The 12260-nt window shown below is 39.8% G+C and carries 8 protein-coding genes; 7 read left to right on the top strand and 1 reads right to left on the bottom strand.

Features of this window, described 5'->3' with window-relative positions:
- The first annotated feature begins 45 nt into the window (after window positions 1-45).
- The 4 genes from aceE (at window position 46) to AC5NT5_RS14890 (ending at window position 7086) form a co-directional block, all read left to right on the top strand.
- Window positions 46-2712 carry a pyruvate dehydrogenase (acetyl-transferring), homodimeric type gene (aceE, locus tag AC5NT5_RS14905; RefSeq protein WP_002957763.1) on the top strand — a complete coding sequence of 889 codons (2667 nt, stop codon included), beginning with the start codon at window positions 46-48 and terminating at the stop codon, window positions 2710-2712.
- A gap of 10 nt (window positions 2713-2722) precedes the next feature.
- On the top strand, window positions 2723-4639 hold the full coding sequence (gene aceF / locus AC5NT5_RS14900) for a pyruvate dehydrogenase complex dihydrolipoyllysine-residue acetyltransferase (protein ID WP_494513876.1): 1917 nt from the start codon (window positions 2723-2725) through the stop codon (window positions 4637-4639).
- A 205-nt stretch (window positions 4640-4844) separates the two neighbouring features.
- A complete protein-coding gene (gene lpdA, locus AC5NT5_RS14895) occupies window positions 4845-6269 on the top strand; it encodes a dihydrolipoyl dehydrogenase (protein WP_002957761.1) in 1425 nt (474 codons plus the stop codon).
- 136 nt (window positions 6270-6405) lie between these two features.
- Window positions 6406-7086 carry a tRNA-uridine aminocarboxypropyltransferase gene (locus AC5NT5_RS14890; protein ID WP_182675572.1) on the top strand — a complete coding sequence of 227 codons (681 nt, stop codon included), beginning with the start codon at window positions 6406-6408 and terminating at the stop codon, window positions 7084-7086.
- A 10-nt stretch (window positions 7087-7096) separates the two neighbouring features.
- Here the strand turns inward: AC5NT5_RS14890 and AC5NT5_RS14885 are convergent, their stop codons facing one another.
- On the bottom strand, window positions 7097-7612 hold the full coding sequence (locus AC5NT5_RS14885) for a hypothetical protein (RefSeq protein ID WP_182675573.1): 516 nt from the start codon (window positions 7610-7612) through the stop codon (window positions 7097-7099).
- Window positions 7613-8548: 936 nt separating this feature from the next.
- Here AC5NT5_RS14885 and AC5NT5_RS14880 point away from each other — a divergent pair.
- The 3 genes from AC5NT5_RS14880 to AC5NT5_RS14870 are packed head-to-tail and all read left to right on the top strand — an operon-like array spanning window position 8549 to window position 12234.
- Window positions 8549-9553, top strand: a complete 1005-nt coding sequence (locus tag AC5NT5_RS14880) for a Fe(3+) ABC transporter substrate-binding protein (protein ID WP_182675574.1) — start codon at window positions 8549-8551, stop codon at window positions 9551-9553.
- Window positions 9553-11184 carry an ABC transporter permease gene (locus AC5NT5_RS14875; protein WP_494513877.1) on the top strand — a complete coding sequence of 544 codons (1632 nt, stop codon included), beginning with the start codon at window positions 9553-9555 and terminating at the stop codon, window positions 11182-11184. Before AC5NT5_RS14880 ends, AC5NT5_RS14875 begins: the two co-directional genes overlap by 1 nt.
- Window positions 11185-12234 carry an ABC transporter ATP-binding protein gene (locus AC5NT5_RS14870; protein WP_494513878.1) on the top strand — a complete coding sequence of 350 codons (1050 nt, stop codon included), beginning with the start codon at window positions 11185-11187 and terminating at the stop codon, window positions 12232-12234.
- The last annotated feature ends 26 nt before the right edge of the window (window positions 12235-12260 follow it).

Genomic DNA, 12260 nt, shown 5'->3' with positions numbered 1-12260 from the left:
ATTAAATTAACAATATTCGTATTTTAAACATAAGGAAACCTCCATATGTCTGAAGTCAATAAAATTGACGTAGACGCGCTAGAAACACAAGAGTGGTTACAAGCTCTTGAATCAGTTGTGCGCGAAGAAGGTGTTGAACGAGCTCAGTTTTTACTTGAGCAAGTATTAGAGCAAGCCCGTTTAGACGGCGTTGATATGCCAACGGGTATTACCACGAACTACGTTAATACTATTCCTGTAGATCAAGAGCCTGCTTACCCAGGTGATGTAAATCTTGAACGTCGTATTCGTTCAATTATACGTTGGAACGCGATTATGATCGTTCTACGTGCATCTAAAAAAGATCTCGACTTAGGCGGCCATATGGCGTCTTACCAGTCATCTGCTGCATTTTATGAAGTGTGTTTTAACCACTTCTTTAAAGCACCAAATGATGTAGACGGTGGTGACTTAGTTTATTACCAAGGTCATATTTCTCCGGGTATTTACGCACGTGCATTTGTTGAAGGTCGTTTATCGGCGGCGCAACTAGATAACTTCCGCCAAGAAGTTGATGGCGAAGGCTTACCATCGTACCCGCACCCTAAGTTAATGCCTGAGTTTTGGCAGTTTCCTACGGTATCAATGGGTTTAGGTCCTATTTCATCAATTTATCAAGCACGCTTCTTAAAGTACTTAGATGGTCGAGGCTTAAAAGACACTAAAAACCAACGTGTATATGCGTTTTTAGGTGACGGTGAAATGGATGAGCCAGAATCGCGTGGTGCTATTTCTTTTGCTGCACGTGAAAAACTAGATAATCTTTGTTATTTAATCAACTGTAACTTACAGCGTTTAGACGGCCCAGTTATGGGTAACGGTAAAATTATTCAAGAGTTAGAAGGCTTGTTTAAAGGCGCTGGCTGGAACGTAATTAAACTAGTGTGGGGCAGCGGTTGGGATATTCTGCTTGCTAAAGACACAACAGGTAAATTACTACAATTGATGAACGAAACAATTGATGGTGATTACCAAACATACAAAGCTAAAGATGGCGCATACGTGCGTGAGCATTTCTTTGGTCGCTACCCTGAAACAGCTGCCCTTGTTGCAGATATGACAGATGATGAAATTTTTGCGCTTAAGCGTGGTGGTCATGAGCCATCAAAACTATTTGCTGCATTTAAAAAAGCAGAAGAGACAAAAGGTCGTCCAACTGTAATTCTTGCTAAAACTGTAAAAGGTTACGGCATGGGTGAAGCAGCTGAAGGTAAAAACATTGCGCACCAAGTGAAAAAAATGGACATGTCGCATGTTGCACATTTACGTTCACGCCTTGGTCTTGATGACTTAGTATCTGAAGAGCAATTAAAAGAATTACCATACCTAGAGCTTGAAGAAGGTTCACCTGAGTACAAGTACCTACATGCGCGTCGTGATGAGCTTAAAGGTTACACACCGAAGCGTATTCCACGTTTTAGTGAAAAACTTACGTTGCCAGAAGTAGATGCATTTAAGCCACTACTTGAAGAGCAAAAACGTGATATTTCTACTACTATGGGCTTTGTTCGTGCACTTAATATCTTATTAAAAGATAAAGGCATTGGTAAAAATATCGTACCAATCATTGCAGATGAAGCGCGTACATTTGGTATGGAAGGTTTATTCCGTCAAATCGGTATTTACAACCCGCATGGCCAAAACTACACGCCACAGGATCGTGATATTGTTTCTTACTATAAAGAAGCAACTTCAGGTCAAGTATTGCAAGAAGGTATCAATGAGTTAGGTGCTATGTCGTCATGGGTTGCTGCTGCAACATCATACAGCACTAACGATTTACCAATGATCCCATTCTACATTTACTACTCTATGTTTGGTTTCCAACGTGTTGGTGACATGGCATGGATGGCGGGCGATCAACAAGCACGTGGTTTCTTATTAGGTGCTACAGCGGGTCGTACAACGCTAAATGGTGAAGGCTTACAACACGAAGATGGTCACAGCCACATTCTTGCAAACACGGTTCCTAACTGTGTTTCTTATGACCCAACTTACGCGTTTGAAGTTGCAGTTATTGTACAAGACGGTATTCGTCGTATGTACGGTGACGACCAAGAAAATATTTACTACTACCTAACGCTTATGAACGAAAACTACCATCAGCCAGCTATGCCAGAAGGCGCTGAAGAAGGTATTCGTAAAGGTATTTACAAGCTTGAAAGTTACGAAGGTAAAAAAGCCAACGTACAGCTTTTAAGCTCAGGTACTATTATGACTGAAGTGCGCAAAGCTGCTTCAATCTTAAGCGAAGAATATGGTATTGCATCAGATGTTTACTCAGTAACATCTTTCAATGAGCTAACACGTGATGGTCAAGATGTTGAGCGTTTCAACATGCTTAATCCTGAAAGCGAGCAAAAAACAGCATTTATCACAAGCGTATTAAACGACTCTGTGACTGTTGCAGCAACGGATTACATGAAAAACTACGCAGAACAAGCGCGTTCATTCATTCCAAGCAGCAACTACAAAGTGTTAGGTACAGATGGTTACGGTCGTTCTGATAGCCGTGAAAACCTACGTCGTCACTTTGAAGTTAACGCAAGCTACGTTGTTGTTGCTACGTTATCTGAACTTGCTAAACGCGGTGAAGTTGAGAAGTCAGTAGTTGTTGAAGCACTTAAAAAGTTCAACATCGACACTAACAAACTTAACCCACTGTACGCATAAGAGGTTTGCAATGAGTATTGAAATTAAAGTACCTGATATTGGTGACGACGAAGTAGAAGTAACCGAAATATTAGTAAGCGTTGGCGATAAAGTAGATGTTGACCAATCATTACTAAATGTTGAAGGCGACAAAGCATCAATGGAAATACCTGCTTCTCAAGCGGGGACTGTAAAAGAGATTAAAGTTAACGTTGGCGACACCGTTACAACAGGCTCTTTAGTATTTTTGTTTGAAGGCGAGAGTGAAGGCACTGATGAGAAAAATACATCAGCCGCTGCTCCAGCTAACTCTGAAGAGGCAGCACCAACTGCTTCTACAGGTTCTTCAATTAAAGAAGTAACTGTACCAGATATTGGCGATGATGAAGTTGAAGTAACTGAAATCATGGTTGCTGTTGGTGACACCGTTGAAGAAGAGCAATCTATCTTAAACGTGGAAGGCGACAAGGCAGCAATGGAAGTTCCAGCTCCATTTGCCGGTACAGTTAAAGAAATTAAAGTAGCCGCTGGCGACACAGTTAAAACTGGCTCGTTAGTGTTTGTTTTTGAAGTAGCAGGAAGTGAATCTGCAGCGCCGGCTAAAGAGTCGGCTCCTGTAGAAGCGCCAGCTGAGAGCTCAACAGTAAGTTCAGCACCAAGCACTAAAGAAGTTAATGTACCTGATATTGGTGGCGATGAAGTTGAAGTAACTGAAATTATGGTTGCCGTTGGCGATGAGGTTTCAGAAGATCAATCAATCTTAAACGTTGAAGGCGACAAAGCTGCAATGGAAGTACCAGCTCCATTTGCAGGTACAGTTAAAGAAATTAAAGTAGCCGCTGGCGATAAAGTATCGACTGGTTCATTAATTTTTGTATTTGAAGTTGCAGGTAGTGCGCCAGCGGCATCTGCACCAGCTGAAAAATCAGCACCTGCAGCAGCGGCTAAAACTGAGTCAGCACCGGCTCAAGCAGCACCTGCAAAAGCAAGTAATGAAAGCTTCACAGAAAACAGCGCGTATGCTCATGCATCACCCGTTGTTCGCCGTTTAGCGCGTGAGTTTGGTATTAACCTAGCTAACGTTAAAGGCACTGGTCGCAAAGCCCGTATAGTTAAAGAAGACGTGCAAAACTACGTTAAAAACCTAGTTAAGCAAGTTGAATCTGGTCAATTATCTGCAGGTAGTAGTGCAGGTGGTAGTGAGCTTGGTCTTATTCCATGGCCTAAAGTAGATTTTGCTAAATTTGGTGAAATTGAAGAGAAAAAACTGTCTCGCATTCAAAAGCTATCAGGTAAAAACTTACACCGTAACTGGGTACAAATCCCACATGTTACACAGTTTGATGAAGCTGATATCACAAGCCTTGAAGTATTCCGTAAAGAGCAAAATGCACTTAGCGAAAAGAAAAAGCTTGGCGTTAAAATCACACCACTTGTGTTTGTGATGAAAGCAGCAGCTAAAGCACTTGCAGACTTCCCAACATTTAATTCTTCACTGTCTAACGACGGCGAAAGTTTAATTCTTAAGAAGTACATTAACATTGGTGTTGCTGTTGATACGCCAAATGGTTTAGTAGTGCCAGTGTTTAAAGATGTTGATAAAAAAGGCATTATTGAATTATCACGTGAACTAATGGAAGTATCTGTTAAAGCACGTGACGGTAAGCTTACATCGTCTGATATGCAAGGCGGCTGTTTTACTATCTCTAGCCTTGGCGGTATCGGCGGTACGGCATTTACGCCGATTGTTAATGCGCCAGAAGTTGCTATTTTAGGTGTATCTAAATCTGAAATGAAACCTAAATGGAATGGCAAAGAGTTTGAACCAAAACTAATGGTTCCGCTGTCTATGTCATACGACCATAGGGTTATTGACGGAGCATTAGCTGCACGCTTTACTGTGACTCTTGCAAGTTACATGAGCGATATTCGCCAGTTGGTGATGTAACCAGTTTAGTAAAATTGGTATACGCAATAAAATAAATAGAATCAAATCCCAGCCAGTTGTTTTTAGCTGGGATTTTTACCATTTGCAATGATACAATCTTTGTACGAATTGCATCACTTTGTGCGCTGCTCACTCTTTCTGCCTTGCAGAAACATGGCAGTTAAATTTTAGGGCAGTGTCCCGTTCAAACAATTAAGGTAAAAGCATGAGCAACGAATTAAAAACTCAAGTTGTTGTACTAGGCGGTGGTCCTGGTGGTTATTCTGCGGCTTTCCGTGCTGCTGACTTGGGCTTAGAAGTTACATTAGTAGAATCTCGCGAAACATTAGGTGGCGTATGTCTTAATGTTGGTTGTATTCCTTCTAAAGCACTTTTACACGTAGCTAAAGTGATTGATGACGCAGCAGAAATGTCATCTCACGGTGTTACTTTTGGCGCACCAAAAATCGATCTTGACCAAGTTCGTACTTGGAAAGATTCTGTAGTTGGCCAGTTAACTGGTGGACTAGAAGGCATGGCCAAAATGCGTAAAGTGAAAGTTGTATCTGGATACGGCAAATTCACTGGCAGCAATACTTTAGTAGTTGAAGGCGCAGACGGCGCTACAACTATCACGTTTGATAACGCGATTATTGCAGCAGGTTCTAAACCAGTTAACTTACCTTTCATCCCAGAAGATGACCGTGTAATTGATTCAACTGGTGCATTAGAACTTAAAGACGTACCAGAAAAGCTACTTGTACTTGGTGGTGGTATTATCGGTCTTGAAATGGGTACGGTTTACCGTGCGCTAGGTTCTGCAATTGATGTTGTAGAATTTGCTGATCAATTAGTACCAGCAGCTGATAAAGACATTATCAAAATTTACCAAAAATACGTAAGCAAAAAATTCAACGTAATGCTTTCAACTAAAGTTGTTGGTGTTGAAGCTAAAGAAGACGGCTTATACGTAACGTTTGAAGGTAAAAACGCACCAGCAGAACCAGTACGTTACGACAAAGTACTAGTTGCAGTTGGCCGTACTCCAAACGGTAACTTACTTGATGCTGAAAAAGCGGGCGTAAACGTTGATGAGCGTGGCTTTATTAATGTTGATAAGCAATTACGTACTAACGTAAGCCATATTTTTGCAATTGGTGACTTAGTTGGTCAACCTATGCTTGCGCATAAAGCGGTTCATGAAGGTCATGTTGCTGCAGAAGTTATTTCTGGTCAGAAACATTTCTTCGACCCTAAATGTATTCCTTCAATAGCGTACACAGACCCAGAAATCGCTTGGGTAGGTGTTACTGAGAAAGAAGCAAAAGAGCAAGGCTTAAAAGTTGAAACTGCGGTATTCCCGTGGGCAGCATCTGGTCGTGCAATTGCATCTGCTCGTACTGAAGGTTCTACTAAACTTATCTTTGATAAAGAAAGTGGCCGTATAATCGGTGGTGCTATGATCGGTATTAACGCAGGCGAAATGCTTGGCGAAATCGGTTTAGGTATTGAAATGGGTGCTGATGGAGAAGACTTAGCGCTTACAATTCATGCTCACCCAACATTGAATGAATCAATCGGCCTTGCAGCTGAAATTTTTGAAGGTTCAATCACTGATTTACCAAACAAAAAAGCAGCTAAAAAGAAGTAATTTAACTTTTTAGTATTTGCTTGAAAAACCCAACTTCGGTTGGGTTTTTTTATGTCTATTTTTAACCTAGATAAATATAAGATTAAATAACAAGAAGTCGTTACAATGCGCGCTTAATTAATTGAAGGTAAATACAGTGAAAAACTCAGTTTTAGCATTACGCGCTCAACAAATAAGTGAATCTCGTCGAGAGTTTAATGCTCGAGGCGGTAAATTAGATCGCTGTGAACAATGCCTGATTGCTAAGCACTACTGTATTTGTAAAGGTGTTGAGCATGCAGATTGTAAGGCCGCTGTATGCTTACTGATGTATCATAATGAAAGCTTTAAACCTTCTAATACAGGGCGTTTAATTGCTGAAATAGTGCCAGATAACCACGCATTTAGATGGGATAGAACAGATCCTAACCCCGCTCTTTTAGCTTTAATAAGTGATTCGCAGTATCAGCCTATGGTCGTCTTTCCCGCAGAAGATGTAGAAGAGGGCAGAGCCATTACAGAAGTGAGTATTGAATCAGGTAAAAAGCCGCTATTTATATTCTTAGATGGTACGTGGCGCGAAGCTAAAAAAATGATTCGCAAAAGCCCTTATTTAGATAACTTGCCTGTACTTTCTGTTACTGCTGATAAACTATCTGATTACCGATTACGTGTAGCCCCTCATGCACATCAACTAGGCACCGCTGAAGTGGCTATTATGGTATTAGCACTTGCGGGCGAAATGGATGCATCGACAAAATTAGAGCAGCATTTTATTAAGTTTCGTGATGCGTATTTATTGGGTAAGCGCAATAAAGGCCGACCGCTAGAAGGTTAATTTTACGAAGTTAAGCAAATGCTTGCTGATTTTTTAAGTGAGCAAGTGCTTTATTTTGAATTGCTCTGAAGCCTTCTTCAGATGTTAATTGTAAAACAGTATTATACAATTGACTTATACTATTATGCACTTGAATAAACGAGATACAGTCTGCACCAATCATTTCTTTTGCTTCTTCAACTCGTTTTAAAAAGTAGCAGCTAATGTCTATTTTGCCATTAAATTGAGTCGTTGCAATTGCGTCTGCTATTCTATTAAGTTGATAACTAAACTCATCAGGTCGAGCACCTTCACCCCACTTGCTAATACGAATGTCGCGTTCTAACTGAATAATTTCGTTAAGTATATTTTTAAACTCACTCATTGGCATATTTAAAAAGTTATAACCTTTGGGGTTAAATAAAGCTTTATAGGGATTTTCGTCGGGAGTTCGGGCACTAAAAACACCAATTGGTTTTGCTGTAATTGCGTCTGATACTTTACATAAAAAGGTATTATTTTGAGATGTTTTAAAATTCATATCCATTGAGTATTTATGATCCTTGCGTTATTTAGTTATCGGCGCAATTAATAAAAAACTTAGCGAAATTTAAAACATTAATAAAGTATTTTAAGGTCTTAGCATTGATTGGCTGTGATGCGATATTACTCAGTAAAGATTTGTGATAATTGCTCAGTGCTTTACTCACCCAAATTTTAGGCAAAGAAAAGCGCGCTCTATCTCTAGGCGCGCTTGCGGAATCTTCTAATTTTCTGCATCCTGCAATTGAACTTAATCAACTCCAATTTTCACTAATCCATGTTTATTACTATATTACTTTTTAGTTCTATGTAATGTAGACCATCCGGGCCTGTATCCTTTAATTCCTAAACATCCTGTAGGGTAAATACTATTACCAAATCCTTAATTACACTTCCTAGTGTATCCTTGTTTTAACCAATCCCTTGTGTTGCCTTAAAGGCCTGTCCATTTATTCCTTCAACATCCTGTTGAACAACTTAGCCTTGTTGTTATCCTTTTCGCATCTTCCTGACGCTGTCCTTTTTACAACATTGCGTTGTGATACTCATCCTGAGCCTGTCCTAAAATCCGTGTTGTCCTGATAACCTAATCATTGGTTGGTTGAGTAAGCAGTCCATTTCCTTTTACTCAATAAGCGTCATTGCTTGGTTGATGTGTAAATTATAGTGCAATACAGCAACTAAAATAGAGATAAAACTACATTCAATTAGTGTTTTTGCAATAGCAACAAAAATAAATTTCATATTACTCATAGATTTAACTGTTTTTAGGTTGTTTTTTATCTTGTTTTTTACTCATTAGCTGTCACATCCGTAAGACATCTCTTACACCGTATTTCCTTTTTGGGCGTTATTTACATATTTACATTTATTTAAAGTGTGCACTTTTAGAATGAGCACGGTAGAATTCGTTGATAATAACAGTTATTTAGGTGGAATAATGAAGAAAGTATTTGCACTTGTTTTAGGGGTAGTTGCATCGGCACCAGTCTTTGCAAACGATGTTGTTAACATCTACTCTTTTCGTCAACCGTTTTTAATTCAGCCAATTTTAGAAGACTTTACAAAGCAAACAGGCATAAAAACCAATGTTGTTTTTGCTAAAAAAGGGCTAATTGAGCGTGTTAAACGCGAAGGCAAGCACAGTAAAGCTGATTTAGTATTAACCTCTAACTTTAGTGCGCTTATTCAATTAGAAGATTTAAAATTAACACAAACTATAAAAAGTGACAGTGTAAATAATAATGTTCCAGCTGCCTTTCGTGACGGTAATGGCCAATGGGTTGCGCTTACTAAGCGAGTGCGTAATGTGTATTCATCAAAAGAGCGAGTTGGTGAGTTACCTAAGCTCACTTATGAAGATTTAGCAGACCCTAAATACAAAGGACAAATTTGTACGCGCTCTGGCAAACATCCATATAATTTAGGTTTAGTAGCTTCTATGATTGCACACCATGGTGAAGCGCAAACTAAAGAGTGGCTTGAAGGTGTTAAGGCTAATTTAGCGCGCAAGCCTCAAGGTAACGATCGTGCTCAAGTTAAAGCTGTTAAAGAAGGTTTATGTAACTTGGCATTAGGTAATAGTTACTACCTTGGCAAAATGCTAGAAGATAAAGAACAAAAAGGTTGGGCAGAGGCCGTAAATATTAACTTTCCGAATCAAGTTAATCGTGGCTCACATATAAATGTATCGGGTGCGGTTATTACCAAATACGCTAAAAACCCTGAAAATGCATTAAAGCTCATAGAATATATGACCGACAGCAAAGCACAAAACATGTATGCCTCATTAAATATGGAGTATCCAGTTAAGTCGGGTGTTGAATTATCAACTTTGGTTGCCTCTTGGGGTAGCTTTAAAGAAGACAGCTTGCCACTTGATGAGATTAGTAAATATCGTCCGTTAGCACTTAAGCTAATTGATGAGGTGAAGTTCGATCTTTAATGACTAATAAATTTAAGCTGTCTAAATGGCAGCTCTTTGCGTGGTCGACTGGCTTAATACTATCGGCCCCGTTGTTTTTTCTTCTTTTTGAATCTCTACAAGGTAGCTCTGAGGTGTTTTCTCACCTGTGGGATACCGTGCTTTGGGATTACATAACCAATACCGTATTGTTAGTTTTAGGTGTTTGCGTCCTTAGCTGCGCCATAGCTTTGCCACTTGGGTGGTTAACGGCTTACTGTAGTTTCCCGGGTAAAAAACAGTTTGAATGGGCACTTATGCTACCCCTTGCTATGCCCACCTATATTATTGCCTATGTATACACTGATTTATTAGATTATGCGGGCCCGGTGCAAATAGCATTGAGAGAATGGTTTGGCTGGCAATCACCTAACGACTATTGGTTTTTTGATATACGAACATTACCCGGCGCCATAGTTATGATTGCCTTGGTACTTTACCCGTATTTATTTTTAATTTTTAAAACAGCCCTTCGCGAGCAGTCATTCAAATTAGTACAAGCTAGTCAGTTAATGGGGCTATCTCCTGGGCAAAGCTTTTTTAAAGTCAGCTTAGTACTCTCTCGTGGGGCAATTGTGGCGGCCCTTGCACTTATTAGTATGGAAACCATGGCCGACTTTGCAACAGTGAGTTATTTTGCCGTAAGTACATTAACAACCGCCGTATACGATACGTGGTTTGGTTATTACTCACTTACAGCGGCCGCTAAAATATCGGGTGTGATGTTACTGCTGTTATTTTTAGCATTAATGGCAGAGCGTTTTAGTCGCCGAAACCAAGCGGTATTTGAGCGCCAATCAAGTGTAAATAGCGAATCTCTCTATGTATTAAAAGGAAAGTCTGCTTGGCTCGGAACGGCATTTTGTAGCTTTATTTTACTTATCGCTTTTGTAATTCCTATTGCAGTACTTATAAATTACGCCATTACCTACTTTGATAAAGCATGGGATGTAGAGTTTTTTAGTTACGCTTGGCAAAGTTTAAAAGTGGCAGGGGTTGTAAGTGTTATAACGATTACATTGAGTGTTTTTGTGGTTTTTTATCAGCGTGTTGCAAAGCAAGCGTATCCGCTTATTCCTGGGCGCTTAGCAAGCACGGGTTATGCGTTGCCTGGCACAGTACTCGCTATTGCGGTTTTATTACCTCTTACATTATTAGAGAACACCATTAACACAGCGCTCGAGAAGTATAACTTAGACATTGGCTTACTGCTTACAGGTAGCATTCTTACTATTATTATTGCTTATATTGTTAGGTTTTACGCCATTGCACACGGAGCAATTGAGTCGAGTTTTTTACGTATTAGTCCATCACTTGATATGGCAAGCCAATCAATGGGTAAAAGCCAAGGGCAAACGCTGCGTTTAGTGCATCTACCTTTACTGCGAAGAGGGTTACTCACTGCTGCCTTATTGGTATTTATTGAGTGTATGAAAGAGTTGCCAGCTGCGCTATTGCTCAGACCGTTTAATTTTGAAAGCTTAGCTACTCATGTATTTCAGTATGTGAGTGATGAGCAATTAGAGCTTGCTTCAATATCTGCATTATTTATTGTTATTGTTGGGTTTATTCCTTTGTATTTTATTAATCGTTCTATGGAGCAGCGTAGTTAAATGAGTAGTTTAATTTTACAAGGCGTGAGCTATCACTATAACGGCACAAAGGTTATTCACGATTTAGATTTAACAGTGGGTAAAGATGAAATTGTTTGTCTACTCGGGGCGAGTGGATGCGGCAAAACAACCACATTAAAGGCGATTGCAGGTTTAATTGAAGCCAAGCAAGGGTCTATTTTTATAGACGGTAAATTAGTGAGTAATGAGCAATCGTTTATCTCACCTGAGCATCGTAACATCGGCATGATGTTTCAAGATTATGCGTTGTTTCCGCATTTAACGGTGGCAAATAATATCGCATTTGGGCTTAGTAATATGAGCAAAGCTCAAAAGCAGCAACGCGTTGATGAAATGCTTAAGCTTGTACATTTAATTGGCTGTGCTGACAGGTTTCCACACCAGTTATCGGGTGGCCAACAGCAACGCGTCGCTATCGCTCGTGCATTAGCTTATAAACCTAGTTTATTACTCCTTGATGAGCCCTTTTCAAACATCGACACACAAGTACGCTTTGAATTAATTGCCGATATACGTCGAATTATTAAGGCAACTCAAGTATCTGCTGTGTTTGTTACACACTCAAAAGAAGAGGCGTTTGCGTTTTCAGATACACTTGCCATTATGCATCGCGGTAAAATTGAGCAACAAGGCACGCCTGAGCAGCTTTTTGCAGCTCCGTGTTCAAAGGAGGTTGCAGAGTTTCTGGGTCAGGGCATATACTTAAGCGCAGAAGTGTTAACCGCAACTGAATATAAAACACCATTTGGTTTAGTCGAATCTTATGTTGAGAGTAAGCATAATGTAAGTGCAGGGCTTATATATGTGCGCCCTCATCAAATAGAATTAGTGGCAGATAACCAAAGTGACAAATTCAGCAAGCGAGCTACAATCATAAGTCGTCGCTTTATTGGTTCGGCGTATGTTTATTCGCTTGTTATTGATGAACAAGAAATTGAAGTTGCTGCACAATATGGCCAGTCATTTGAAAATAATGATCAGGTTATAATAAAAATAAAACCTCACACGGTGAATTTTTTCGAATCGTAATTAATTTGTTATTCGCTGTGTTTTTA

The organism is Pseudoalteromonas sp. J2K-J599 (assembly GCF_059295115.2).
The sequence above is the reverse complement of the archived record's forward strand: the minus strand, read 5'-3'. Positions and strand labels throughout refer to the sequence as shown.

Bases quoted from the DNA above. Each gene is read 5' to 3' on its own strand.
- aceE (WP_002957763.1), top strand. From the start codon at position 46: ATGTCTGAAGTCAATAAAATTGACGTAGACGCGCTAGAAACACAAGAG.
- aceF (WP_494513876.1), top strand. From the start codon at position 2,723: ATGAGTATTGAAATTAAAGTACCTGATATTGGTGACGACGAAGTAGAA.
- lpdA (WP_002957761.1), top strand. From the start codon at position 4,845: ATGAGCAACGAATTAAAAACTCAAGTTGTTGTACTAGGCGGTGGTCCT.
- AC5NT5_RS14885 (WP_182675573.1), bottom strand. From the start codon at position 7,612: ATGGATATGAATTTTAAAACATCTCAAAATAATACCTTTTTATGTAAA.
- AC5NT5_RS14880 (WP_182675574.1), top strand. From the start codon at position 8,549: ATGAAGAAAGTATTTGCACTTGTTTTAGGGGTAGTTGCATCGGCACCA.
- AC5NT5_RS14875 (WP_494513877.1), top strand. From the start codon at position 9,553: ATGACTAATAAATTTAAGCTGTCTAAATGGCAGCTCTTTGCGTGGTCG.
- AC5NT5_RS14870 (WP_494513878.1), top strand. From the start codon at position 11,185: ATGAGTAGTTTAATTTTACAAGGCGTGAGCTATCACTATAACGGCACA.